Below are 26,292 nucleotides of genomic sequence, written 5' to 3'. Positions count from 1 at the left end.
TTAATCAGATATCCCAGACCACGTTGACGCTGAAGTTACGGCCGGGCTGAGTCAGACGATCAAGGTTGGCCGGTGCGGTGACGGCCGCTTCTCCAGCGCTGTCATAGCCGCGCACGTCGTCCCATAGCCAGTATTTTTTGTCGGTGAGGTTGTACAGGCCCGCATTCACGGTTACGTCACTGGTGACCTTGTAATACCCGCTGAGATCAAGCACACCGAAGCCCGGAGTCTTGAACTGGCTTGATGAACCGTCTGGTTCATTGAAATCAGCGTCACTCACACGGTTCTTGCGTTTGACCAGCGTCCAGCTGAGCAGCCCACCGTAGTTATCCTGTTCATAGCCCAGACCGAACACACCCGTCAGCGGGTTGATGCTGTTGAGCGGCTCGCCACTGTCGTTGTTACGGCCATACAGGTAGGTAATGGCGCTTTGAGTAAAGAGGCCTTCTGGTGCTCCAAACGTATCCAGATTCAGGCGACCTTTGAGTTCAACGCCCTTGATGGTCGCGTGAGCGATATTGTTCGCCCGGAAGGTTGCGCCGGTTGCATTGCCAGGCTGAATCTGGTCTTCATCGATGAAGTCGCGGTATTTGTTGTAGAACACCGCAACATCGAAGGAGCCAGCGTCAAAGCGGCCCCGCAATCCGGCTTCATAGCTCTTGCTCTTTTCTGGCTCCAGGTCAGGATTGGGCTCGACGGTGTAACCGCTTTGCAGGTTTTCGAAGCGTCCGTAAAGCGCCTTGGCGCTCGGGGTCCGGAATCCTTCCGCATACTGGCCATACCAGGTGTATTGATCATTGAAGGCGTACGTGACGCCCAGCTTGGGTGATACCCGGTGCCATTTTTGGCTCTCGTCACTGACGCTGTCCCGATCCTCACCCACCGTGTTGAGAAACTCTTGAGTGATGTGCGGATCCAGACGGGTGTAGTCGTAGCGTACGCCTGGCAGTAAGGTCCAGTCGTTCCAGCGGATTTCGTCCTGTGCAAACAGGCTGTAGGTACTGATAGTGGGGTCCGGGAAGTCACTGGATGGGGCCAGTGTGTTTTGAGGCAATACCTGGCCGACCGCCCGGCAGGTACCGAAACCCGCCGTCGATGCGCAGACTTCACCCCCGCTTCGCAGGCCGGTGACTTTCTGTTGCTTGAGTGTGGTGCCGTAGGTCAGCAGATGTTCGGTATCGCCAATGCTGAATGCTTTGTCCAGTTGAGCATCCAGAATCCACTGCCGATCCTTGTACGTGGTTTCCCGGGAGCGCCACACGTCGCGGGTGACAGGGAAGTAGCGTTCAAGGGTGGTCTGATCGGTCTTGGCGATCTGATAGTTCAGGCTCCATTTCACGTTGTCGACCAGCAGGCTATTGAACTCGAAGCTGTTTTCCAGACCAAATCGCTCGCGGGTGATGGTGTCGTTCCCGGTGCGTCCACGGTAAAAGTTCAAACCGGTACCTACACCGCCGGTGAACAGTCCGCCGACTGCGCTCATCTGGTTGGTATCGCGATCATCCTTGTACTTTTCGTAGGTCAGACCCAGGCGTGAACCTTCGCCATAATTCCAGCCCAGCTTGGCCAGGATATTGGTGGTGCGCGCATCCTCCGGGTTGGCTTCAGTGCGCTCCAGTCCTGTACCGCCAGTGCTGCCATAGGACTCTGTCTCGTGGCCGTTGCGCTGGCTAAGGTGCAGCAGGCCGTCGAAGTCGCCATGGCGACCAGCGAAAGTGCCAGAGGTCAGCCAGCTTTCATCCGCTGAGCTGTATCCGGTTTTCAGGCGGGCCCCCACCTCTTTGCCGTCCTTGATAATGTCGTCGGCATCGAGGGTGTAATAGCTGACAGCGCCACCGATGGCGCTGCTACCGTAAAGCGCCGACGCTGGACCGCGCAGAATTTCCACGCGTTTGACGATTTCCGGATCGACGTAATTACGATGGGTGTTGGCATACGGACCGGAAAAATAGTTGTCCGGCACTTCGACCCCATCGACCTGGGTCAGGATCCTGTTGCCGTCGATGCCGCGAATGTTATAGCCGGTTGTACCCGAGCGTTGACCTGCGCCCCCCACGGAAACCCCGGGTTCATAACGCACAAGATCACGAATGGTGTTCACGTTCTGCCGATCCAGCTCTGCACGCTCATGCACTGAAACCGAGCTGGGAACGGACGCAATATCCTGTGCCTGACGGGTCGCACTCACCGTGATCTGGTCCAGTGCGACAACCCCGGCGCTGCGCTTTTCCAGCACCACATTGTTGTTGCCCATGGCGCGGTAGCTCAGGCTCGAACCTGCCAGCAGTTTCTCCAGCGCATTGGCAGGTGTGAGCGAACCCTGAGCACCCGGAGAGGTGACATTGTTTGCCAGCTCTGAAGAAACGCCCACTTGCCAGCCCGTAATGCGGCTGAACTCGTTAAGTGCCGAAGCCAATGGCTGCTGCGCAATGTTGAAGGCGTAAACCCCGGCAGCTCGAGTCGGCGCCGTTGTAGCTTCGGATTCGCCGGTGGTGGCTGCGTGCAGTGCACTGGACCATCCAGCGGCGGATAGCAGCGCAAGGGTCAACAGCGAGAGGGCAGACTTTTGCAGCCCGGCGGTGCGGGATGCGTTGGGCGTGGCGGGATTACGCATTGTCGATGGGGCTCCGTTGTGCAGTCTTTTTTAGTTTTCTGCGACTGACGATAATACGAATCAGTTGCATTGGCTAAGACGAGACGCGCGACGGATAGCTATCGAGTAAAAATAAATTCTTTTTAGTTGAGGATGACCAGTGCGGGCAGCTCATGCAGCTGTGCAGAGGTGATATGTGCCAGTGAGCGAACCACTTCCATTGGGTTGTCGAGGCGGTAATTTCCGGTCACGGCAACGCTTTCCAGCTTGCTGTTGGTGTTGACGATCCAGCCAGGGTAATAGCGCCGCAGTTCGGCAAGCACCTCACCCAACGGACAATTATCAAACACTAGTCGACCCTGAACCCACGCCAGGTCTGTGTTTTGATCAAGCTTTTGCCGATGACTGAACCCCTCAGGACCCACGCGGATACTGTCACCACCAGCGAGTTTGACGGCTTCGTTGCCCTGCGTAGCGCGGACATCCAGCGCCCCGCGTTGTACCTGGATTTGCGCGATGCCATTCAGGTAGCGCACGGCGAACGCACTACCGCTTGCGCGCATGCTGACTGCCCCGGCAAGCACCTCCAGTGGCTGTTCAGGGCTCGCCGGCACTTCGAAGAACGCCTCACCCTGGAGCAACTTGGCAACCTGGTTTGTATCAGTCGCTTTGCTGGAAAAGGCAGAGTTTGTGTTGAGCAATACCTTCGAGCCGTCATCCAGTTGCAGGCGTTGGCGTTCACCGACGACGGTCAGGTGGTCAGCCTGAAGGCGCAGCCCCAGATTGCTGAAGCTGAACAATCCGATTAACAACATGGCGGCGGTGGCCAGTGGTATCCAGTGGGGACGTAGGCGGCGCCAGCCAGAGGGTTTGATCTCGGTCAGCGCTACCGCTGCCTGGGTCACCGGTTGTGAGTGCCAGATCGCCTGAACTTTGTTGAACGCCTCCCGATGAGCCGGGTCGGCCGCCAGCCAGCTCTGGAAACGGGCTTGCTGCTGTTCGTCGTTGGCGTCCAGTTCGATCAGCCAGCTCAAGGCTTGATCCATCACGCTGTCGCTCAGCATTTCTTCAGCGACAGTGCGCGCGCGATGGAGGTCAGGATCCTTCACGGGAAGCCCTCGATTGTTCTTGTAGATCGTCGGCCAGTGCCGTATTTGCCGCAGCCTGCTGCAAGACTCAAGGGTGGTCAAGTCTTGTGGCAACAGCGACGCAGATTGCCATGATCAGTTTCAGCTCTTTCTGCACGGTACTTGCCGATACGTCGAGTCGCTCTGCAATTTCTACATAGCTGAGACCCTGCAGGCGGCTGAGACTGAAAATCTGTTGTTGGCGTGCTGTCAGCGTAGCAAGGCTTTTACTCAGCCCTTCGACCAGTCGCCTCGCATGGGTTGCGTCTTCAAGCGACGTCACCGGAGCGCTGACGTTTTCCACCTCGGCTGTCGTCGCGTCCTCGGCCAGCGTACGTTCTCGCACACGCCGGGCGCGCAAATGATCCAGTGCCAGGTTGCGGGCGGTCTGAAAAATGAACGGCTCGAGATGCTCGATGGCCCGGTTGCTCAATGCACCCGTCACACGTAGGTAAGTTTCCTGAAGCAGGTCTTCTGCAATGCTGTGATTGCTGACAATCCGCTGCAACGTACGCAGCAGAACAGGTCTGTGAGAGACGAATACTTCGTTTAAACGCGATTGACTCACCTGAGGAGTACTCGACCAAAAAAGCAGCGGATGATAATGCTTCTCATCCTCTTGTTTGGTCAAGGGGTGTTTGCTGTTCAGATCTGCAGAAAATAACGCAGTGTGATGACCTGTGGGAGATCGCCCTTTGTCTCTGACGCAGCGCTATCGCGCAGCAAGCACCGGACCTGTAGGAGTGAGCTTGCTCGCGATTCGGTCTGTCAGTCGATGTACATATCGGCTGTGCTGACGCTATCGCGAGCAAGCTCACTCCTACAGAAATGCATCCCGACTCAGGAATGATGGTTCTTCAAACTCAGAGTTTCACTCCGCGTTATGCAGCGCCAGGCAGTTATCCAGCATGCGGTTGGAGAACGCCCATTCGTTGTCATACCAAGCAAGAACTTTGAGCAACTTGCCACTGACTTTGGTGTGATTGGCATCGAAAATTGACGACAACGGGTTGTGGTTGAAGTCGTGAGAAACCAGCGGCAGGGTGTTGTATCCCAGCACCTTCGAGTGCTGACTGGCTTCTTTCAACAACGCGTTGACGTCAGCCGCGGAAGCTTCACGGGTCAGCTGTACGGTCAGATCCACCAGAGACACGTTGATCACCGGAACGCGCACGGCCATCCCTGTCAGCTTGCCTGCCAGCTCTGGCAGGACCAGGCCGACTGCTTCGGCGGCACCGGTCTTGCTCGGGATCATCGACTGGGTTGCCGACCGCGCGCGGTACGGATCGGTGTGATAAACATCGATCAGATTCTGATCGTTGGTGTACGCGTGAATAGTGGTCATCAAACCACTTTCGATACCCAGTTCACGGTGCAGCACTTGCGCCACCGGCGCCAGACAGTTAGTCGTGCAGGATGCGCTGGAAATGATTTGATGCGACTGGCGCAGGGTGTCGTGGTTCACGCCATAGACGATGGTCGCGTCGGCACCTTGGGCCGGGGCCGAGATAATCACCTTGCGGGCACCGGCAGTCAGGTGCGCAGCAGCTTTGTCGCGGCTGGTGAACAAGCCGGTGCATTCGAATACCACGTCAATGTTCTGGGCTTTCCAGGGCAACTCGGCAGGGTTGCGAATGGCGCTGACCGCAATACGGTCACCATTGACCGTCAGGCTCTCGCTGTCACACTCGACAGTGCCGGAAAAAGGACCGTGAACCGTGTCGAAACGCAGCAGGTGAGCATTCATCTCACTGTCGCCCAAATCATTGATGGCGACGACCTGCAGGTCTTGGCGGTAGCCTTGGGTATACAGTGCTCGCAGGACGTTGCGGCCGATGCGGCCAAAACCATTGATTGCAATACGAAGAGTCATACAGCCGTCCTTTCTGAATTTGTTGTTGGAATTACAAGATTATTCGCATAGAAATAGAAAACAAGCCTTTTTAATGGCAATATTTTGTTTTATCTACAACGAGAAGCCTGTAAGGCCAAAACAGTTGATCGAGATCAAGCTTTTACAGCCAAGGCGATAGCCTCGATATCTGCAAGGTCTGAAACGGGTGACCACATACGTTAGCCTGGAGTTCAGCACATGCATCCCCGCATCCTTGAAGTAACCGAGCGGCTGATAGCCCGTAGTCGCGAAACCCGGCAGCGCTATCTGCAACTGATTCGAGGTGCCGCCAGCGACGGCCCGATGCGCGGCAAGCTGCAATGCGCCAATTTCGCTCATGGCGTAGCGGCTTGCGGTCCTGAAGATAAAAACAACCTGCGCATGATGAACGCGGCTAACGTTGCCATCGTGTCGTCCTACAATGACATGCTCTCGGCGCACCAGCCCTACGAGCATTTCCCGAACCAGATTAAACAGGCTTTACGTGACATTGGTTCGGTCGGTCAGTTTGCCGGTGGCGTACCCGCTATGTGCGACGGTGTCACTCAAGGTGAACCCGGCATGGAAATCGGCATTGCAAGCCGCGAAGTGATTGCCATGTCCACGGCGGTGGCGCTTTCCCACAACATGTTCGACGCTGCATTGATGCTGGGCGTCTGCGACAAGATCGTGCCGGGCCTGATGATGGGCGCGCTGCGTTTCGGTCATCTGCCGATGATTTTCATCCCGGGCGGCCCTATGGTCTCCGGCATCTCCAACAAGGAGAAAGCCGATGTCCGCCAGCGCTATGCTGAAGGCAAGGCCACTCGCGAGGAGCTGCTGGATTCGGAGATGAAGTCCTACCACGGCCCTGGCACCTGCACCTTCTACGGTACGGCCAACACAAACCAATTGCTGATGGAAGTCATGGGTCTGCACTTGCCCGGTTCTTCTTTCGTCAACCCTTACACGCCGCTGCGTGATGCGCTGACCCTCGAGGCTGCGCAGCAGGTCACGCGCATGACCATGCAGAGCGGCAATTTCATGCCCATCGGCGAAATCGTCGACGAGCGTTCGCTGGTCAACTCGATTGTCGCGCTGCACGCCACGGGCGGCTCGACCAACCACACGTTGCACATGCCGGCCATCGCTCAAGCTGCGGGTATTCAACTGACCTGGCAGGACATGGCCGACCTGTCCGAAGTCGTGCCGACCCTGACCCACGTCTATCCCAACGGCAAAGCCGATATCAACCACTTCCAGGCTGCTGGCGGCATGTCGTTCCTGATTCGTGAATTGCTGGAAGCCGGTCTGCTCCACGAAGACGTCAATACGGTGCTGGGCCGAGGCCTGAGTCGTTATACCAAGGAGCCATTCCTGGAAGACGGCAAGCTGGTATGGCGCGAAGGCCCGATCGAAAGCCTCGATGAAAATATCCTGCGGCCTGTCGCCAAAGCGTTCTCGCCTGAGGGTGGCCTGCGGGTGATGGAAGGCAACCTGGGTCGCGGAGTGATGAAGGTTTCGGCCGTCGCGCTGGAGCATCAGGTTGTTCAGGCACCTGCACGGGTTTTTCATGATCAACAGGATCTGGCTGACGCGTTCAAGGCCGGTGAACTGGAATGTGATTTCGTCGCCGTCATGCGCTTTCAAGGGCCGCGTTCCAACGGCATGCCTGAGTTACACAAAATGACACCATTTCTCGGGGTGCTTCAGGATCGGGGTTTCAAGGTCGCACTGGTGACCGATGGACGTATGTCAGGCGCGTCGGGAAAGATCCCGGCAGCCATCCACGTCTGCCCTGAAGCCTACAGTGGTGGCCCTTTGGCACTGGTTCAAGACGGCGACATCATTCGCGTTGATGGGGTAAAAGGGACCTTGCAAGTTCTGATCGAACCGGCAGAATTGGCCGCCAGAGAACCTGCGGTAGGTCATCTTGATAACGCGGTCGGCTGCGGTCGCGAGTTGTTCGGTTTCATGCGCATGGCCTTCAGCTCCGCCGAGCAGGGCGCCAGCGCCTTTACCTCGAATCTGGAGACGCTGAAGTGAAGTTGGCCCTGGTCGGTGATATTGGCGGTACCAATGCACGTTTTGCCATTTGGGAAGACGACAAGCTGCATTCGATCCGGGTATTCCCGACCATCGACTACGCCAGCCCGGAGAAGGCCGTTGAGGTCTATCTTCAGGATCTGGAGCTGCAACGGGGCGATGTCGGCTCCGTGTGTCTGGCGGTTGCGGGGCCTGTGGACGGTGATGAGTTCGAGTTCACCAACAGCCACTGGAAACTCAGCAAAACGTCGTTCTGCGCCAACCTCAAGGTTGATGACCTGCTGCTGATCAATGACTTCAGTGCCATGGCGCTGGGTATGACGCGTCTGGCAGATGATGAATACCTGACGATCTGTCACGGTATCAGCGAGCCAGACCGGCCGCGTGTGGTGGTGGGGCCTGGTACCGGGTTGGGGGTTGGCACTTTGCTCAGTGTCGGCGTCAATCACTGGATGGCCTTGCCGGGTGAGGGCGGCCATGTTGATCTGCCGATCGGCAACGCGCGCGAAGCGATGTTGTGGATGCGTCTGATGGCCGAGCACGAACATGTCAGCGCGGAAACCGTGCTCAGTGGTGCAGGTCTGCTGGGGTTGTATCAGGTCAGCTGTGCGCTGGATGACATCGAGCCGGTGCTCAAGTCTCCGGCCGCCATTACCTCTGCGGCTGTGGCGGGGGATCCGGTTGCGGCAGCGGTGCTGGAACAGTTCTGTGTGTTCCTCGGGCGTGTCGCGGGTAACAACGTGCTCACGGTCGGCGGTCGCGGCGGGGTGTACATCGTCGGTGGTGTGGTACCGCGGTTTATCGAGTTTTTCATGAGCAGCGGTTTCAAACGCGCCTTCGCCGAAAAAGGTGTGATGAGCGATTATTTCAACGGCATCCCGGTGTGGCTGGTGACTGCCGAGTATCCGGGCCTTATGGGCGCGGGCGTGGCATTGCAGCAGGCATTTGGCGAGGAGCGCGCGGTGGAGCTTTAGTTTTTCTGTAGGAGCTGCCGAAGGCTGCGATGACGGTGTGTCAGGTAAACCGCTTTCGCAGCCTTCGGCAGCTCCTACAGGGTTTGTGTTCAAGATTCACCCCTAACAATAACGATCCATAGCAACAAGGACGACCCCAGTGAGCTCAGTCAGTAAATCGATCCTGCTGGTCGATGATGACCAAGAGATTCGTGAGTTGCTGCAAACCTACTTGAGCCGTTCCGGTTTTCAGGTGCGCGCCGTCGGCGATGGCGCGGGTTTCCGTCAGGCTTTCACTGAAGAGCCAGGCGATCTGTTGATCCTCGATGTGATGTTGCCCGACGAAGACGGTTTCAGTCTCTGCCGTTGGGTGCGTCAGCACGTTCGCTACCCCCATGTCCCCATCATTATGCTCACCGCCAGTTCCGATGAGGCAGACCGTGTTATCGGCCTTGAATTGGGTGCTGATGACTATCTGGGTAAACCTTTCAGCCCACGGGAGCTGGTCGCGCGTATCAAAGCCCTGTTGCGGCGCGCCCAGTTCGGCCAGGAACGCGTCGGTGGTGATGTGCTGACCTTCGATGAATGGCGGCTGGACATGGTCAGTCACCGGCTCTTCCACAGTGACGGCGAAGAAGTGATTCTGTCCGGCGCTGACTTTGCGCTGCTCAAACTGTTCCTCGATAACCCACAGCAGATCCTTGATCGTGACACCATCGGCAATGCGACGCGGGGTCGCGAGTTGATGCCACTTGAGCGAATCGTCGATATGGCGGTCAGTCGCCTGCGTCAGCGTTTGCGTGACACCGGCAAGTCGCCGCGGCTTATCCGTACCGTGCGTGGCAGTGGTTATCTGCTGGCGGCGAACGTGATCTGCCAAGCCGGCAGTGGTTACTGAGTGTTGATCTACGACGCGCCAAAACGTTCGTTGCCGTTGCCGCGCTCCCTCCTCGGGCGCATGTTGCTGTTAACCCTGCTGGCTGTCCTGCTCGCTCAGGCGCTGTCCAGTGTCATCTGGTTGTCGCAGTTACGTGCGACGCAAATGGAAGGGTTGGTGACCAGTGCGCGCAGCCTGGCCCACTCCATGGCGGCCAGCGTCAGTTATTTCCGGTCTTTGCCTCTGGCGTATCGCCCGTTGGTGCTTGACCAGCTACGCAGCATGGGCGGCACACGTTTCGTCGTATCCCTCAATGACCGTCCGCTGGACATGCAGGTACTGGATGCCACGCCACGCAAACAGGCAGTGTTGACGGCTGTCGACGAGGTGCTGCGTCAGCACTTGGGTACCGACCCGGCCATCGCGGTCTGGTTCGTGCGCCCTGAGGATTTGCGCATCTTCAATAGCGGTCTGAAACTCGACGAATTACCTCGCTCCTGGGCGCATTACGCCCTGACTCTGGAACCGGTAAATCCGCCGGTACTGGTGACGCAAATCGAGCTGGCGGCGGGTGAGTGGTTATACATCGCGTCACTGTTGCCTGAGCCTTACACCACGCTGGAAGAGCAAGACTTACCGCTGCAGCAGGTCTGGTTTATTGCCCTCACCAGCGGTTTTCTGCTGCTGTTCATTGGCCTGTTGGTCCATTGGCAAAGTCGTCCTCTCAAGCGTCTGGCCCGAGCGGCGAGGGACATGTCATTGGGGGCGGACGTCGAGCCTGATGTCGAAGGCGGCGCCAGTGAAGTGGTGGAGGTCAGCCGGGCTTTTAGTGCCATGCGCACCCGCATCAGTCGCTATTTAACCGAGCGTGGTCAGTTGTTCAGCGCTATCTCCCACGACTTGCGCACCCCGATCACCCGTTTGCGCCTGCGGGTAGAGCTGCTTGAAGACGAAGTCCTGCAAGCCAAATTTACCCGCGATCTGGATGAGCTGGAGTTGTTGGTCAAAGGCGCGTTGCAGTGCGTGAAGGACACCGATATTCACGAAAACATCGAGGCCGTGGACCTCAATCAGGTGCTCGATTGCCTGGTGGAGCCTTACCTGCTGCCTCACGGTAATGGCAACGCTACGCAGGAGGGTAAAGCGCTGGCGCATTACCCCGGTAAACCACTGGCGCTCAAGCGCTGTATTGGCAACCTGATCGACAACGCCCTCAAATACGGCACCCGGGCCCACCTCAAAATCGAAGACAACGTTCAGGCGTTCGTTCTGCACGTGGACGATGAGGGGCCGGGTGTGCCAGAGCAACGTCTGGAGCGGGTCTTCGAACCGCACTTCCGGCTGGCGGGCAATCAGCAGCAAGGTTACGGCCTGGGCCTGGGCATCGCCCGCAACATTGCCCACAGTCACGGCGGTGAAGTCAGCCTGCAAAACCTGCGCGGCGGCGGGCTGCGGGTGACGTTGTATTTGCCCAGAACGGTAGAGTGATCCCATTGCCTCTGTAGGAGTGAGCTTGCTCGCGATAGCAATCTATCAGTCAAAAATACCTCGCCTGAGTAAATGCTATCGCGAGCAAGCTCACTCCAGGGGTCGTGTTCATCGCGAGACAGCGCGGCATCGAATATGTGGTAGCCCTTCCTGCAAAGCGCCTGATCTGTTTTTTCCAATGTAACCATCCTGTGACCATTGCGCGTCGCTTCGTTACTGTTCTTTCAAAACCCTTGGTTAGACTCCATGCAGCGCAAGCACAGACTTGCTCATGCATAACAACAAGAAAGGTTAAATCGATGAATTCAATTTCCCGCCTCGCAGCTGTCATCTCTGTCGCCTCGTTGTTCCCTCTGAGCGCTCTAGCCGCTGATTCGAAAGGCACCGTCGAAGTTGTCCACTGGTGGACCTCCGGTGGCGAAAAAGCGGCTGTGGATGTGCTCAGGGCTCAGGTCGAGAAAGACGGCTTCACCTGGAAGGACGGCGCAGTTGCCGGTGGTGGTGGTTCGACGGCCATGACAGTGCTCAAGAGCCGTGCCGTATCCGGTAACCCACCGGGCGTAGCGCAGATCAAAGGCCCGGATATTCAGGAATGGGCGTCCACTGGCTTGCTCGACACTGACGTTCTGAAAGACGTTTCCAAAGAAGAGAAGTGGGACAGCCTGCTGGACAAGAAAGTCTCCGACACCGTCAAGTACGACGGCGACTATGTGGCCGTGCCGGTCAACATTCACCGCGTCAACTGGCTGTGGATCAACCCGGAAGTCTTCAAGAAAGCCGGTATTGAGAAAAACCCTACAACCCTCGAAGAATTTTACGCCGCTGGCGACAAGCTGAAAAAAGCCGGCTTCATTCCTCTGGCCCACGGTGGACAACCATGGCAGGACAGCACCGTTTTCGAGGCCGTCGTGCTTTCAGTGATGGGTGCTGATGGTTACAAGAAAGCCTTGGTCGATCTGGACAACGCTACGCTGACCGGTCCTGAAATGGTCAAGTCGCTGACCGAGCTTAAAAAAGTCGCTACCTACATGGACCCAGATGGTAAGGGGCAGGACTGGAACCTTGAAGCTGCCAAAGTTATCAACGGCAAAGCCGGTATGCAGATCATGGGTGACTGGGCCAAGAGTGAATGGACCGCCGCCAAGAAAGTCGCGGGTAAAGACTACGAGTGTGTAGCGTTCCCGGGCACCGAAAAAGCCTTCACTTACAACATCGATTCGCTGGCCGTCTTCAAACAGAAAGACGCCGGTACGGCTGCTGGTCAGCAGGACATCGCCAAAGTTGTGTTGGGTGAAAACTTCCAGAAAGTCTTCAGCATCAACAAAGGCTCGATTCCCGTCCGCAACGACATGCTCGGTGATATGGGCAAGTACGGCTTCGACTCCTGCGCGCAAACCGCTGCCAAGGACTTCCTGACCGACGCCAAATCTGGCGGCCTGCAACCAAGCATGGCGCACAACATGGCGACCACGCTGGCGGTTCAGGGTGCGTTCTTTGACGTGGTCACTAACTACATCAACGATCCGAAGGCCGATCCTGCCGACGCTGCAAAGAAACTCGGCGCAGCGATCAAGTCTGCCAAATAACGCCTTACATACCTGGTAACCCCGGCCGCAGTCTGTGCTTATGAAACCTTGCACGGTTTCATCGCGCGGCTGCGGTTCGAATCAAACCGTTTCAAGTGGATGCTGCCAATGAGCTCTGTCGCTGCCCTCAGCAAAGCCTCGCCGTTCGATGCGCTGCAACGCTGGCTGCCCAAGTTGGTGCTTGCGCCAAGTATGTTCATCGTATTGGTGGGTTTTTACGGTTACATCCTCTGGACGTTCGTCCTGTCGTTCACCACTTCGACTTTTTTGCCCAGCTACAAGTGGGCCGGACTTGCGCAGTACGTGCGCCTGTACGAAAGCGATCGTTGGTGGGTGGCCAGCAAGAACCTCATGGTCTTCGGTGGCATGTTCATCGCGATCAGCCTGGCAATCGGCGTGCTGCTGGCAGTGTTCCTCGACCAGCGCATTCGTCGTGAAGGCTTTATCCGCACCATTTATCTGTACCCGATGGCGCTGTCGATGATCGTCACCGGTACCGCCTGGAAGTGGCTGCTCAACCCGGGCATGGGCCTGGACAAAATGCTCCGGGACTGGGGCTGGGAAGGCTTTCGCCTGGACTGGCTGGTAGACCCGGATCGCGTGGTGTACTGCCTGGTGATTGCTGCTGTGTGGCAGTCGTCCGGGTTCATCATGGCGATGTTTCTTGCCGGACTGCGTGGCGTTGATCAATCGATCATCCGTGCCGCGCAGATCGATGGCGCGAGCATGCCGAAGATTTACTGGAAAGTCGTGCTGCCGAGTCTGCGTCCGGTGTTCTTCAGTTCGGTGATGATCCTCGCGCACATCGCGATCAAGAGTTTCGACCTGGTGGCGGCGATGACAGCAGGTGGACCGGGTTACTCCTCGGATTTGCCCGCCATGTTCATGTACTCGTTCACCTTCAGCCGTGGCCAGATGGGCATGGGCTCGGCCAGTGCGATTCTGATGCTTGGCGCGATCCTGGCGATTCTGGTGCCGTATCTGTATTCCGAGCTGAGGACCAAGCGCAATGACTAGTCATGTCGGCAAACCAGCCTTCAGCTTCGGTCGTATCGCCATTTATGCGGTATTGATCCTCGCGTGTCTGCTGTACCTCGTACCGCTGGTGGTCATGTTGCTCACCAGCTTCAAAACACCTGAAGACATCGGTTCAGGCAACCTGCTCAGCTGGCCCACCGTGGTCACCGGGATTGGCTGGATAAAGGCCTGGGCGACGCTGGACGGCTACTTCTGGAACTCGATCAAAATCACCGTGCCTGCCGTTCTGATTTCCACGGCCATCGGTGCGCTCAACGGCTATGTGCTGTCGATGTGGCGTTTTCGCGGTTCGCAGTTGTTCTTCGGGCTGCTGCTGTTTGGCTGCTTCCTGCCGTTTCAAACGGTATTGCTGCCTGCGTCTTTCACACTCGGCAAGATGGGGCTGGCCAGCACCACCACCGGGCTTGTGTTCGTGCACGTGGTTTACGGTCTGGCCTTCACCACGCTGTTCTTCCGTAACTATTACGTGAGCATCCCGGATGCGCTGGTCAAGGCGGCGCGGCTCGATGGCGCAGGTTTCTTCACGATCTTCGGCAAGATCATTTTGCCGATGTCGACGCCAATCATCATGGTTTGCCTGATCTGGCAGTTCACCCAGATCTGGAACGACTTCCTGTTTGGTGTGGTGTTCTCCAGTGGCGATTCGCAGCCCATTACCGTGGCGCTGAATAACCTGGTCAACACCAGTACCGGGGTCAAGGAATACAACGTTGATATGGCGGCCGCGATGATCGCCGGGCTGCCGACATTGCTGGTGTACATCGTCGCTGGCAAGTATTTCGTGCGTGGGCTTACGGCCGGCGCAGTCAAGGGGTAAACATGGCAACGCTCGAGTTACGCAACGTAAACAAGACCTACGGCGCGGGCCTTCCGGACACGCTGAAAAACATCGAACTGCAGATCAAGGATGGTGAGTTCCTGATCCTGGTCGGGCCGTCCGGCTGTGGTAAGTCAACCCTGATGAACTGTATTGCCGGGCTTGAAAACATCAGCGCAGGCTCGATCCTGATCGACGACGCCGATGTCAGCGGCATGAGCCCCAAGGACCGTGACATCGCCATGGTGTTTCAGTCCTACGCGCTGTATCCAACCATGAGCGTGCGGGAGAACATCGAGTTCGGTCTGAAAATCCGCAAGATGAGTGCTGCGGCCATCGACGAAGAAGTTACCCGCGTCGCCAAGCTCTTGCAGATCGAGCACCTGCTTAATCGTAAGCCGGGGCAGTTGTCCGGCGGTCAGCAGCAACGTGTGGCGATGGGGCGTGCTCTGGCGCGACGGCCGAAGATTTATCTGTTCGACGAGCCATTGTCCAACCTCGATGCCAAGCTGCGCGTCGAGATGCGCACCGAAATGAAATTGATGCACCAGCGTCTGAAAACCACCACGGTTTACGTCACCCACGATCAGATCGAAGCAATGACCCTGGGCGACAAAGTGGCGGTGATGAAAGACGGCATCATTCAGCAGTTCGGTACGCCCAAACAGATCTACAACGATCCAGCCAACCTGTTCGTCGCCAGCTTCATTGGTTCGCCACCGATGAACTTCATTCCCCTGCGCCTGCAACGCAAGGAGGGTCGTCTGATCGCGTTGCTCGATAGCGGTCAGGCGCGTTGCGAGTTGCCATTGGGCATGACCGATGCAGGTCTGGAAGACCGAGAAGTAATCCTTGGTTTGCGCCCTGAACAGATTGTGCTCGCACCGTCCGAGGCCAATGGTTTGCCGACCATTCGCGCTGAAGTTCAGGTCACTGAACCCACCGGCCCGGACACGCTGGTATTCGTCACGCTCAACCAGAGCAAGGTCTGCTGCCGTCTCGCACCAGACGTGGCTCCGCAGGTGGGTGAGAGCCTGACGCTGCAATTCGACCCGGCCAAAGTCCTGCTCTTTGATGCCGCCACTGGCGAGCGTCTGGGCGTGCTTGCCAGCCAGCAGCCAGTCGAACGTGCGGCCAATGTCACCCAGATCAACCGTAACAACTGACCGAGCACTGCCAGCCGGGCGCTCACTGCCATTCAGAGCGCCCTGCCAGCGAATACGAAGTAGTCGATGTCAATGCCGTAAAAGCTAATAACAATAAAATGAGGATCCAAGGGATGAAGAAGCTACGCAATAAATCGCTTAATCAGTTCCAGCTTGTCGGTGGTTTGTCCGTATTGAGTGCGCTGGTTTTTTCCAGTGCGGCCTACGCCATCGAGCCCTATAACCCCAACGGGCATATGACCGGTGACTGGGGTGGCATGCGCAAAGAGCTGTATGACAAGGGCTATGATTTCTCGCTCGAATACGTCGGCGAGATGGGCTCCAACATTCACGGCGGCTACGACACCGACAAGACCGCGCGCTACAGCGATCAATTTGCGCTGGGCGTCAATATCGACCTGCAGAAAGCTTTCGGCTGGAACGATGCTGAGTTCAAGTTGGCAATCACAGAACGTAGCGGCAAAAACATCTCTAATGATCGTCTAGGCGATCCACGAGTCGGCACGCTCAGTTCCTCGCAGGAAGTCTGGGGGCGTGGTCAGACCTGGCGCCTGACACAGATGTGGGTCAAACAGAAATTCTTCGACGGCAAGCTCGATATCAAGGCCGGTCGGATGGGCGAAGGCGAAGACTTCGGCAGCTTCCCTTGCGACTTCCAGAACTTGACCTTCTGCGGCACCCAGGCCGCCAACTACGTGGATACCTGGTACAACTGGCCGGTCAGCCAGTGGGCGCTGCGTGTGAAATACAACATCACGCCTCAGGTGTACGCACAGATCGGTGTGTACGAGCAGAACCCGTCCAACCTGGAAACCGGTAACGGCTTCAAACTGAGCGGCAGCGGTTCCAAAGGGACGCTGGTGCCGGTTGAAGTGGTGTGGTCGCCAACCGTTAACTCGCTACCTGGCGAATACCGTCTGGGCTATTACTTCAGCAGCCCGAGCGCCGACGACCGCTATGAGGACGTTAATGGCCAGCCTCAGGGTCTGACCGGCGCGGCATTCAAGTCGCGTAACGAAAAGACCGGCTGGTGGGTTGTGGCACAACAACAGGTCAGTACCTTCAGCGGCGATCCGTCCCGTGGCCTGACCCTGTTTGCCAACGCCACCGTGCATGACAAGGACACCAACTTCGTCGACAACTTCTTGCAAGTCGGTATGGTCTTCAAAGGGCCTTTCGATGCGCGTCCGAAGGATGACATCGGCATCGGTGTTTCGCGTATCCACGTCAACGATAACGTGACTGATCGTGCCCGTCAGATCAACGCCGTCAATGGCATCAGCGACTATGACAACCCAGGCTATCTGCCTATCCAGAAGAGCGAGTACAACTCCGAGATTTACTACGGCGTACACGTTACCGACTGGCTGACTATCCGCCCCAACCTGCAATACATCAAAAGCCCGGGTGGTGTAGATCAAGTGGATAACGCTCTGGTCGCGGGTATCAAGTTGCAGACCAAGTTCTAAACGATCAAGGGTCGTGTGTGCTTTACGGGCAGCCTGGCTGCCCGTTTTTTTGAGCAAAAGAATGCTTTGTCTGTAGGAGCTGCCGAAGGCTGCGATCGCGATCTGTCAGATGTACCGCATCGCAGCCTTCGGCAGCTCCTACAGACCCAGTGACGCAGGACAACAATGACCACCAATCAAGCAGATGCATCCGAACACCCCCTACAGCGCTTCTTCACATCCCGACGCGCCCGGCCGACCTTTGAATGGGAGCGTCATCAGCGTCGCGATGTATTGCTGATTGATCATCCGTTGTGTCAGGCAGTGTTCAGCCGACAGGGCGCACAACTGCTGCATTTTCAGCCCACGGGTCAAAAGCCCTGGCTGTGGTGCGCATCGCGCTGGCCGCAGGTGGGTGCGATTCGTGGCGGTGTGCCGGTGTGTTGGCCCTGGCATGGGAGGCATCCCGTTGAGTCGGGCTGGCCTGCGCATGGTTGGGGTCGATTGGTGGACTGGAAACTGATCGACAGTCGCGAAAGCGAATCAGGCGTCAGTCTGCATTGGCGTTTGCAGCTGTGTGACTGGCAGGCGGATTTATACGCGGAGCTAGGCGAGGGGATGGCGTTACGCCTTGGCACCTCTCATGAAGACAGCGAACCCTGTCAGTTCGGTCACGCGTTGCACGCTTACTGGCGCATCAGTGACGTAGCTGATGTGGCTTTACACGGCCTGGAAGGCGCTCAAGGCTTCGATCAGTTGAATCGGCGTGCATGCCGACAGGAGGGCGAGTTACGCGTTGCTGGTGGCTGTCAGCGGGTATTTGAGCACAACGGTCCATTGCAGCTACAGGATCAATCCTGGCAGCGCCGTCTGAGTATCAACAGTGGCGATAACGCCAGCACTGTTGTCTGGCATCCAGGTAGCAGGCCGTTGCTGGGTGTGGCAGGCAAGGAAGCATCGGGATTCGTCTGCGTCGAAGCGGCGTCGGGTAGCGATGAAAGCCTGAGCCTTGCGCCGGGAGAGCAGGTCGAGCTGAGTTTGCAGGCGTGTCTGCTGCATTGATGGCAAACACAGGAGCCAACATGTAACTACTGGATTGAAATGCGTTTTCTGTAGGAGCTGCCGCAGGCTGCGAAGCATTTATCCCGACCCACCGCGATCGCAATCGCAGCCTTCGGCAGCTCCTACAGAACGCTTTAAGCGCTACCCCTGATCCTCAATCGGATACCGGCTGTCATTCAGGCTCTCCTTGATCTTGCGCAGGTGCGGCTGGAAGTCGACGCCGCGGCGCAACGTCATGCCCGTGGCGAGCACGTCGAGCACGGTCAGCTGGATGATCCTGGAGGTCATCGGCATATAGATGTCGGTGTCTTCGGGCAGTGGAATGTTCAGGCTCACCGTGCTGGCCTGGGCCAGGGGCGAACCGGCTGCTGTCAGCCCCAGCACCGAGGCACCGTTGGCCCGGGCAATGCGCGCCACCTCTACCAGCTCGCGGGTACGACCGGTGTAGGAGATGATCACGAACAGCTCGCCGGTGTGCGCCACCGAGGCAATCATGCGCTGCATGAGCACGTCGGCATGGGCAGTGACCGCCAGATTGAAACGGAAGAATTTGTGCTGCGCATCCAGCGCCACCGGTGCCGAAGCTCCCAAGCCGAAGAAGTGGATCTGGCGCGCCTGAATCAACATGTCCACCGACTTGCTGATCAGGGCCGGGTCCAGCTGCTGAACGGCGCTGTCCAGTGAAGCAATCGCGCTGCCGAAAATCTTCTTGGTGTACGCCTCTGGGTCATCATCGGCTTCAACCGCGCGACTCACGTATGCGGCACCGCTGGCCAGGCTCTGCGCCAATTGCAATTTAAGTTCCGGGTAACCGCTGACGGCGAAGGAACGGCAGAAGCGATTGACCGTTGGCTCGCTGACTTTGGCTGCCTGGGCTAATGCCGCAATACTGAAGCGAGTTGCTTGTTGTGGGTTGAGAAGAATCGCTTCAGCAACCTTGCGTTCAGCCTTGTTGAGTTCTTCGAGGCGGCTCTGGATCTGCTCCAGAAGATTTCTTGAGTGGTCCATTCAAAGTCCTAATCAGGCAGATTTGCTCAGGTTTTTTCGAGGGCAGGCAGATAGGCCCTTTAGCCTGTAGCAAAGGTGGCCTATCGTACTCAGGGCCTGTGTTGATCACCACTGGAATATGCTTTTAGATTGAATGTTGTGGTTATTACTACATATGGCCTTGAGTAACGCCTTTAAAAAAGGTATTTGTAGCTTAACTTGATAAAAGAACCAACATTATGCTCTCGATTACGGTTGAACCGTGCACTTTTGCCTTGTTTGGCGCCTTGGGCGACCTGGCAGTGCGCAAGCTGTTCCCGGCGCTTTATCAGCTCGACCGCGCGGGATTGCTGCATGCCGACACGCGAATTCTTGCGTTGGCACGTGAACCCGGCGACGAACAGCAGCATTTGGCACACATCGATGAAGCGCTACGCCGCTTCGTTCCTGAAGCACAGCTTGAAATGGAACACGTGGAGCGTTTTCAGGCGCGTCTGAGCTACCTGCACGTCGACTTTCTCAAGGCTGAGGACTATGTCGCACTGGCAGAGCGCGTGGGCGACGCAGAAACCCTGATTGCCTACTTCGCCACGCCTGCTTCGGTATACGGCGCGATCTGTGAAAATCTGGCCTCGGTGAACCTGACCGAACGTACTCGCGCAGTACTGGAAAAACCTATCGGTCATGACCTCGCCTCTTCGCGCCGGGTCAACGACGCCGTAGCGCAGTTCCTGCCGGAAAGTCGCGTTTATCGCATCGACCACTATTTGGGCAAAGACACCGTTCAGAACCTGATCGCACTGCGTTTTGCCAACAGCCTGTTTGAAACCCAGTGGAACCAGAACCACATTTCCCACGTTGAAATCACCGTGGCAGAGAAGGTGGGCATTGAAGGCCGTTGGGGTTACTTCGATCAGGCCGGGCAACTGCGCGACATGATTCAGAACCACCTGCTGCAATTGCTGTGTCTGATCGCCATGGACCCGCCGAGCGACCTGTCTGCTGACAGTATTCGTGACGAAAAAGTGAAGGTGCTCAAGGCCCTCGCACCGTTCACGCCGGAGCGTCTGGCCACCCAGGTGGTTCGTGGTCAGTACACCGCGGGTTACAGCGAAGGCAAAGCAGTGCCGGGTTATCTGGAGGAGGAGAATTCCAACACCCAGAGCGATACCGAAACCTTCGTCGCGCTGCGTGCAGATATCCGTAACTGGCGCTGGTCAGGTACCCCGTTTTATCTGCGTACCGGCAAGCGTATGCCGCAGAAACTGTCGCAGATCGTGATCCATTTCAAAGAGCCGCCGCACTACATCTTCGCCCCTGAGCAGCGCATGCAGATCAGCAACCGGCTGATCATTCGCCTGCAGCCGGACGAGGGCATTTCCTTGCAGGTAATGACCAAGGATCAGGGCCTGGACAAAGGCATGCAGCTGCGCAGCGGCCCGTTACAACTGAATTTTTCCGACACTTACCGCAGCGCGCGCGTCCCTGATGCCTATGAGCGTTTGTTGCTGGAAGTCATGCGCGGCAATCAGAACCTGTTTGTTCGCAAAGATGAAATTGAGTACGCCTGGCAGTGGTGCGATCAACTGATCGCCGGCTGGAAAAAGGCGGGCGATGCGCCCAAGCCTTATGCCGCCGGATCGTGGGGGCCGATGAGCTCCATTGCCCTGATTACTCGTGATGGGAGATCGTGGTATGGCGATATGTGAACTTGAGTTTCCGCAGGGCCTGGTGGCCCGGGAATTCGATAATCCGCAGCTGCTGGCCGAGGCGCTGGCAGCCAGCGTAGCCGAACAGCTAAAAGCAGCCATTAGCGCTAAGGGCGTAGCGACGCTGGTGGTTTCCGGTGGGCGCAGCCCGGTGGCGTTTTTCCAGAGCCTGGCTCAGCAGCCGCTGGACTGGTCGAAAGTGGTCGTTAGCCTGGCTGACGAACGCTGGGTGCCGGTCGAACACGCCGACAGCAATGCTGGCTTGCTGCAACGTTTCCTGTTGCAAGGCCCGGCGGCCAAGGCGCGTTTCTTCGGTCTATACACCGTCGCGCCAAGCCTTGAAGAAGCTGCGGAGGCGGCTGATCAGGCGCTGGCCGAGCTGCCGCCGATTGATGTGCTGATTCTGGGCATGGGTGATGACGGGCACACCGCATCGCTGTTCCCCAAAAGCCCGAACCTGAGCGAAGCGTTGCAACTGGGCAGTACTCGCCGTTGTTTGCCGATGCTGGCGCCTGCTGTTCCGCATCAGCGTCTGACCATGACCCGTCAACTGCTGGCTTCGGCACGCCTGCCGATCCTGTCGGTTTCCGGTCAGGCCAAACTCGACACCCTGCGGGCCGCATTGGCGGGCGATGACCTCGCTGAAATGCCAATTCGCGCCTTTCTTGACTCTTCACTTGAGATTTACTGGTGCCCATAACAAAAGGATCCGCCGCCATGAACACCGTCGATAACACTCAGCCGCTTAACAGCATGGCGAACAAGATCAAGCAGATTGACGAACTCTGCGCCAAGGCAAAAATTTTGCCGGTCATTACCATCCTTCGCGACGAGGACGTACTGCCTCTGGCTGACGCCCTGGCCGCAGGTGGCATGACTGCGCTGGAAGTCACTTTGCGCTCGGCATTTGGCCTGAGTGCAATCCGTATTCTTCGTGAGCAGCGCCCTGAGCTGTGCGTCGGTGCTGGCACTATTCTCGACCGGCATATGCTGGCCGATGCCGAGGCGGCGGGTTCGCAATTCATCGTCACGCCTGGCAGTACGCAGGACTTGCTGCAAGCCGCGCTCGACAGCCCGTTGCCGCTGTTGCCGGGTATCAGCAGTGCGTCGGAAATCATGATTGGCTATGCCATGGGCTATCGTCGCTTCAAGCTGTTCCCGGCTGAAATCAGCGGCGGCGTCGCTGCGATCAAGGCGCTCGGCGGTCCGTTCAATGAAGTGCGTTTTTGCCCAACCGGCGGCGTCAACGCCGACAACCTCAAAAGCTACATGGCCCAGCCCAATGTGATGTGCGTGGGCGGGACATGGATGATCGACAACGCCTGGGTCAAGAACGGCGACTGGGGCCGCATCCAGGAAGCCACCGCGCAGGCGATGGCGTTGTTTGACTGATTAATCCGCGGTTTGTGGGAGCAGAGCTTGCTCGCGATAAACGATAACGCGGTATGACTTCTGGCTGCGTCTTATGTATCGCGAGCAAGCTCTGCTCCCACAATTCGGAATCCGCTGCTCAGTCCAACTGCTGCAACGCCTCCACCAACAACCCCATATCCGCAGCCGAGGTAGTAAACCCCGGCGTAATCCGGATACATGGTCCACAGGCAGCGCCCTGGCGGGCGACAGTGAACAGGTTGTATTCCTCCAGCAACCGCTCAGCCATCCGTTGTTGATCTTGTTGTCGGGTAAAGCGCAACGCGGTGATCCCGCAATACAGGCGCGGGTCGTCCGGGGTCAGAATTTCAACATGCTCCAGGTCTCTTGCCGGCTTGACCCAAAGGTCACGCAGGTAGCTCAAACGTGCGCCTTTGGCTGCCGAACCGCCTATTGCCAGATGCTCTTCAAATACTTTGGGCAGTGTCATCCACGCCGGGATGTTCGGCGTGCCATAAGGCACCAGCGACAGGATGTCATCGGCAGCGTAGCGGGTGTCGCCCATGTCCGGGTCGATAGCCGTAATACGCTCACGGGCCACGTAGATAAAACCCAGACTCAACGGTGCGCCGATCCATTTCTGCAGGTTGTACCCGGCGAACGCCACGCCCAGTTCATCCAGTTTGAAGTCCAGTTGCCCAAGCGCATGTGCGCCGTCGAGGATGACATCAACGCCATGCTCTTTGGCCAGATCGGCGATGGCCTTGACCGGCATCACCAGGCCGGTGCGATGGGTGACATGAGTCAGCGCCATCAGCTTGAGCCGCGGATACTGCTCGAACGCGTGCCGATAGCTGTTGAGCAGGCTGTCGTAGGTGGCAGGGTGGACGTGGGAGATTTCGATGACTTCGACGCCACGGCTTTTCGCCAGCCAGCGCATGGCACTTTGCACACTGATGTAGTCAAGGTCGCAGATCAGCACCTGATCACCGGGCTGCAACTGGTTGTAGTTGCGGATCAGCGATTGCAGGGATTCGGAGGCGCAGCGGGTAATGGCAACTTCCTGCGCGCTGACCTGTAGCAGTTGCGCCAGTTGAGCGTGGATCATGCCACTGTCTTGGGTATCGAACTGGCGCCGCACGTACACCGAGTTGCTGCGGTTCACGTAGTCGATGTTGCGCCGGTAGTTCTCCTGCACCTCGCGGGTCATGCGGCCGAAGTAACCGTTCTCCAGATTAATCGGCCCTGGTTCCACGTCATATCGTCCAGCGATGCCCTGCCAGAACTGTTCATCCCTTGCCTGTTGCTCAAGCATTGCGTCCTCTCTTTCTGACTGAATGACTCATTCTGTAGAAACCACTTTGAACTGTAGGAGCTCACCGAGGTTACGAGGCCAGCGATAGCGTTTTGTCTGATACACCGTTATCGCTGGCCTCGTAACCTCGGTGAGCTCCTACAGGGGCAATCTGCACGGCCCCGGAAATCCGTTGCTATTGGCGGTCGTTGTACTTCTTCCTGGGCCGGGTGCGCAGTGGATCAAGCAGCTCCGACAGACCGTTATGATCGATTTCCTGCATCAGTGCCAGCAAACTACCCAGCTCACCTTTAGGGAAGCCTTCCCGCGCAAACCAGTTCAGATACTGGCCCGGTAGGTCAGCCAGCAGACGTCCCTGATATTTGCCAAACGGCATCTCGCGGGTCACCAGCAGTAAAAGTTTTTCCGGATCCATGACTTCTGTATCACCTGATTTCTAGACACCTTAACCATACGTGCATTCTGCATGCAGGCCAAAGGACAGTTCATGCAGAAATCACGATCCATCTGTCTGGTGTTTAAATTAAGTTATTGATTTTAAACGGGTAAATGTTTTCAAAAAAGCTGGCATGCGCCCTGCAATTACTTATGCATGCAAATCATTTTGTATAAACCTGCCCATAAGGAACTTGAAAATGACTGACATCAATAAAGAATCGATCTCCATTCTGAATGACCTGATCGAAACCAGCAAAGATGGTGAGAAAGGTTTTCAGACCAGTGCAGAAGACATTAAAAACCCGGCCATCAAAGCCTACTTTCTGAGCCGTTCGGCAGAAATCAAAACGTCGGTCGCCGAACTGCAGGCTCAAGTACGTGCACTGGGCGGTGATCCAGAGACGTCTTCCAGCGTAAGCGGTACCTTGCACCGTGCCTGGGTTGATCTGAAGTCGGCGCTGACCGGTAAAGATGACAAAGCGATTCTCGAAGAAGTGGAGCGTGGTGAAGACGTAGCGCTGAAAGCGTACAAAGAAGCACGCGAGAAAGCAGCCAAGCACGACCTGCCACAAGCCGTACAGTCGCTGATCGACAAGCAACTGCAGGGCGTTCAGGCCAACCACGACAAAGTTCGTGACCTGCGCAACGCTGCTCGTGCCGAGAAAGCAGCTCACTAAGACTTGAACGTCTTGAAAAAACGCCAGCCAGTCTGGCGTTTTTTTTGGCTGCTGTTCAGGGATCTACTGGTTTCGGACGTGGGACCGCGCAGGAGGGGACGGTCAACCCGGTTCAACCCGGTTCCGACCCTTGCTTTTGGCGGCGTACAACGCTTCGTCTGCCGTCTTGAACAGCAGGTCGATTGTTTCGCCCGTTTTAGCCTCAGCGCAGGCGATGCCAATGCTCACGGTAATCGGCTGGCTATCGCTGGCGTAGGGCGCAATCGCTTCCACTGCTTTACGGATGAGCTCGGCGATGACGCGCGCGCCCTCCAGACCCGTCTCACCCAGCACCACCACGAACTCCTCGCCGCCATATCGCGCAACGAAGTCGCCCGGTCTTCTGATGTTGTGGGCGATGGTGGATGCAACGTTGCGTAGCGCTTCGTCCCCGCCGTGATGACCGTGACGATCATTGAATGCTTTGAAGTGATCGACGTCTATGACCAGCAATGAGAGCGGTTCGCCTGAGCGCATGCTTCGTGTCCATTCGCTTTTCATCACTTCATCGAGCCGACGCCGATTGGCCAATCCCGTCAGGGCATCGGTTGACGCGCGAGCCCGAAGTTCGCTCTCGGCCTGATGCCGCAGTCCTAACTCGCGGCGCAACAACAGGCTTAGCCACAGAATGCCCAGACACAATACGGTGGTAGCGGCGCCGACCAGCAGCACATTGCGGTACCAGAGGGCATAGACCTCCTTCACGGACTGGCCTACCACCACAATCAACGGCAACTCTCCGACATGGGAGAAGGTGTACAGCCGCTCCTTGCCGTCCACCGACGAAATTCCGGAAAAGCTGCCGTTACCTTCTTCAAGAATGCGTTTGAAATTGGGGCTGGATGCAAAGCTTTCGCCGATGATGTCTCTGCCGGGTATGTCCGGGTGACGAGCGAGCAGCGTGCCGTCAGTGTTGAGCAACGTGACGTTGCTGTCCGGGCCGATGTCCAGCGTGCGAAATAGCTGTTTGAAATACACCAGACGCATCGCGGCGCTGGCGATACCCTGAAACGAACCGTCTTCGCCGGAGATGCGGCGGCTGAAGCTGATGCACCAGTCCTTGAAGCCCCATCGTGCCTTGAAGGGCGCGCCGACCATCATGTCCAGCGACGGGTTGCGCATGTGTTCCTGAAAGTGCGGACGTTCGGCGAGGTTATAGGGGCGTGGTTCGAGGGAGGTGGAGTCAGCAAGGATACGGCCGTCCTTGTCGAGTAATAGCAGGTCTCCTTTGTACCGCGCTGCCGTTGAGCGGTCGAACAAAACCAGATGCCGCAAGTTTGGCGCAATGCTGTGTAACTCGGGTAATTGCCACGCGTTGATCATGCCTTGCAGTGACGTGTCGTAAAGTTCGGCGTTACGCAATACATCGGCATCGATCAGACGCACGATATTGGAAGACGCCCGGGCGGCGGCTTCATTTGCATCCCGGCGTTCGCGGATCAATAACGAAACGACAATGATCGCGATGGCAGTGATCGCCAGCACACTGCCGAAAATCAAAATAATTTCTGGTCGCTGCCAATTTTTACGAGATGCCTGCATGGCGTGAGGAGCAATCATTGCTGGGGATGAACTCGGAAAATGATAAATGCTTCTTCAACGCTTTGTTTTTAAAGAGTTTGAAGAATTTGTATATTCAGGATCAATGTCGACCCGGTATTTATAACTCATGTGGGGCACGT

The 26,292-nt window shown here is 57.1% G+C and carries 22 protein-coding genes; 14 read left to right on the top strand and 8 right to left on the bottom strand.

Annotated features, from left to right (window positions below; translation table 11 throughout):
* Nucleotides 1-4: 4 nt before the first annotated feature.
* From AUC61_RS11765 to gap, 4 genes are all read right to left on the bottom strand, one after another.
* Nucleotides 5-2,614 (bottom strand): TonB-dependent receptor, encoded by a 2,610-nt coding sequence (locus AUC61_RS11765; RefSeq protein WP_243246227.1) that lies wholly within the window; start codon nt 2,612-2,614, stop codon nt 5-7.
* A gap of 122 nt (nt 2,615-2,736) precedes the next feature.
* A complete protein-coding gene (locus tag AUC61_RS11760; RefSeq protein WP_422765240.1) occupies nt 2,737-3,702 on the bottom strand; it encodes a FecR family protein in 966 nt (321 codons plus the stop codon).
* A gap of 67 nt (nt 3,703-3,769) precedes the next feature.
* Nucleotides 3,770-4,288: an RNA polymerase sigma factor gene (locus AUC61_RS11755; protein WP_243246225.1), complete on the bottom strand. Its 519-nt coding sequence runs from the start codon at nt 4,286-4,288 to the stop codon at nt 3,770-3,772.
* Nucleotides 4,289-4,591: 303 nt separating this feature from the next.
* Entirely contained in the window at nt 4,592-5,593 is a 1,002-nt protein-coding gene (gene gap, locus AUC61_RS11750) for a type I glyceraldehyde-3-phosphate dehydrogenase (RefSeq protein WP_243246224.1), read from the bottom strand.
* Between the two features lie 219 nt (nt 5,594-5,812).
* Between gap and edd the strand changes: the two genes are divergently transcribed.
* The 10 genes from edd (at nt 5,813) to AUC61_RS11700 (ending at nt 18,074) form a co-directional block, all read left to right on the top strand.
* A complete protein-coding gene (edd, locus tag AUC61_RS11745) occupies nt 5,813-7,639 on the top strand; it encodes a phosphogluconate dehydratase (protein WP_243246222.1) in 1,827 nt (608 codons plus the stop codon).
* Nucleotides 7,636-8,613 (top strand): glucokinase, encoded by a 978-nt coding sequence (locus AUC61_RS11740; protein WP_243246221.1) that lies wholly within the window; start codon nt 7,636-7,638, stop codon nt 8,611-8,613. Before edd ends, AUC61_RS11740 begins: the two co-directional genes overlap by 4 nt.
* Nucleotides 8,614-8,752: 139 nt before the next feature.
* Nucleotides 8,753-9,490 (top strand): response regulator, encoded by a 738-nt coding sequence (locus AUC61_RS11735; RefSeq protein ID WP_243246219.1) that lies wholly within the window; start codon nt 8,753-8,755, stop codon nt 9,488-9,490.
* Between the two features lie 60 nt (nt 9,491-9,550).
* On the top strand, nt 9,551-10,957 hold the full coding sequence (locus tag AUC61_RS11730) for an ATP-binding protein (protein WP_279291011.1): 1,407 nt from the start codon (nt 9,551-9,553) through the stop codon (nt 10,955-10,957).
* A 299-nt stretch (nt 10,958-11,256) separates the two neighbouring features.
* Nucleotides 11,257-12,543, top strand: coding sequence for an ABC transporter substrate-binding protein (locus AUC61_RS11725; RefSeq protein ID WP_243246217.1), 1,287 nt, complete (start codon nt 11,257-11,259; stop codon nt 12,541-12,543).
* 108 nt (nt 12,544-12,651) lie between these two features.
* The gene (locus AUC61_RS11720; protein ID WP_243246215.1) at nt 12,652-13,560 is read left to right on the top strand and encodes a carbohydrate ABC transporter permease; all 909 of its coding nucleotides are present in this window, start codon (nt 12,652-12,654) and stop codon (nt 13,558-13,560) included.
* Complete coding sequence (locus AUC61_RS11715; protein WP_243246214.1) at nt 13,553-14,398, top strand: carbohydrate ABC transporter permease; 846 nt, start codon at nt 13,553-13,555, stop codon at nt 14,396-14,398. The genes AUC61_RS11720 and AUC61_RS11715 overlap by 8 nt, the downstream gene beginning before the upstream one ends.
* 2 nt (nt 14,399-14,400) lie before the next feature.
* Nucleotides 14,401-15,564, top strand: coding sequence for an ABC transporter ATP-binding protein (locus AUC61_RS11710; RefSeq protein WP_243246210.1), 1,164 nt, complete (start codon nt 14,401-14,403; stop codon nt 15,562-15,564).
* 113 nt (nt 15,565-15,677) lie between these two features.
* Nucleotides 15,678-17,033, top strand: a complete 1,356-nt coding sequence (locus AUC61_RS11705) for a carbohydrate porin (protein ID WP_243246208.1) — start codon at nt 15,678-15,680, stop codon at nt 17,031-17,033.
* 165 nt (nt 17,034-17,198) lie between these two features.
* Nucleotides 17,199-18,074, top strand: coding sequence for a D-hexose-6-phosphate mutarotase (locus AUC61_RS11700; RefSeq protein WP_243246206.1), 876 nt, complete (start codon nt 17,199-17,201; stop codon nt 18,072-18,074).
* Between the two features lie 141 nt (nt 18,075-18,215).
* On the opposite strand, the gene AUC61_RS11695 is transcribed toward AUC61_RS11700, so the two are convergent.
* Nucleotides 18,216-19,082: a MurR/RpiR family transcriptional regulator gene (locus tag AUC61_RS11695; RefSeq protein ID WP_087264633.1), complete on the bottom strand. Its 867-nt coding sequence runs from the start codon at nt 19,080-19,082 to the stop codon at nt 18,216-18,218.
* A 218-nt stretch (nt 19,083-19,300) separates the two neighbouring features.
* Between AUC61_RS11695 and zwf the strand changes: the two genes are divergently transcribed.
* The 3 genes from zwf to AUC61_RS11680 are packed head-to-tail and all read left to right on the top strand — an operon-like array spanning nt 19,301 to nt 22,162.
* Complete coding sequence (gene zwf / locus AUC61_RS11690) at nt 19,301-20,770, top strand: glucose-6-phosphate dehydrogenase (RefSeq protein WP_243246205.1); 1,470 nt, start codon at nt 19,301-19,303, stop codon at nt 20,768-20,770.
* A complete protein-coding gene (gene pgl / locus AUC61_RS11685) occupies nt 20,757-21,470 on the top strand; it encodes a 6-phosphogluconolactonase (RefSeq protein WP_243246201.1) in 714 nt (237 codons plus the stop codon). The genes zwf and pgl overlap by 14 nt, the downstream gene beginning before the upstream one ends.
* Before the next feature lie 17 nt (nt 21,471-21,487).
* Nucleotides 21,488-22,162, top strand: coding sequence for a bifunctional 4-hydroxy-2-oxoglutarate aldolase/2-dehydro-3-deoxy-phosphogluconate aldolase (locus AUC61_RS11680; protein ID WP_122665387.1), 675 nt, complete (start codon nt 21,488-21,490; stop codon nt 22,160-22,162).
* Between the two features lie 118 nt (nt 22,163-22,280).
* Here AUC61_RS11680 and AUC61_RS11675 read toward each other — a convergent pair whose 3' ends face one another.
* Nucleotides 22,281-23,456 (bottom strand): aminotransferase class V-fold PLP-dependent enzyme, encoded by a 1,176-nt coding sequence (locus AUC61_RS11675; RefSeq protein WP_243246200.1) that lies wholly within the window; start codon nt 23,454-23,456, stop codon nt 22,281-22,283.
* A 175-nt stretch (nt 23,457-23,631) separates the two neighbouring features.
* A complete protein-coding gene (locus AUC61_RS11670) occupies nt 23,632-23,871 on the bottom strand; it encodes a DUF3820 family protein (RefSeq protein ID WP_122665573.1) in 240 nt (79 codons plus the stop codon).
* Between the two features lie 220 nt (nt 23,872-24,091).
* Here AUC61_RS11670 and AUC61_RS11665 point away from each other — a divergent pair, with 220 nt between their 5' ends.
* Nucleotides 24,092-24,571: a PA2169 family four-helix-bundle protein gene (locus tag AUC61_RS11665; protein ID WP_243246199.1), complete on the top strand. Its 480-nt coding sequence runs from the start codon at nt 24,092-24,094 to the stop codon at nt 24,569-24,571.
* Between the two features lie 102 nt (nt 24,572-24,673).
* On the opposite strand, the gene AUC61_RS11660 is transcribed toward AUC61_RS11665, so the two are convergent.
* On the bottom strand, nt 24,674-26,170 hold the full coding sequence (locus AUC61_RS11660; protein WP_243246198.1) for a GGDEF domain-containing protein: 1,497 nt from the start codon (nt 26,168-26,170) through the stop codon (nt 24,674-24,676).
* Nucleotides 26,171-26,292: the final 122 nt, after the last annotated feature.

The sequence above is a fragment of the Pseudomonas maioricensis genome, from assembly GCF_022790535.1.
Lineage (GTDB): Bacteria > Pseudomonadota > Gammaproteobacteria > Pseudomonadales > Pseudomonadaceae > Aquipseudomonas > Aquipseudomonas maioricensis.
This window is presented reverse-complemented; position numbering and strand designations above follow the sequence as displayed.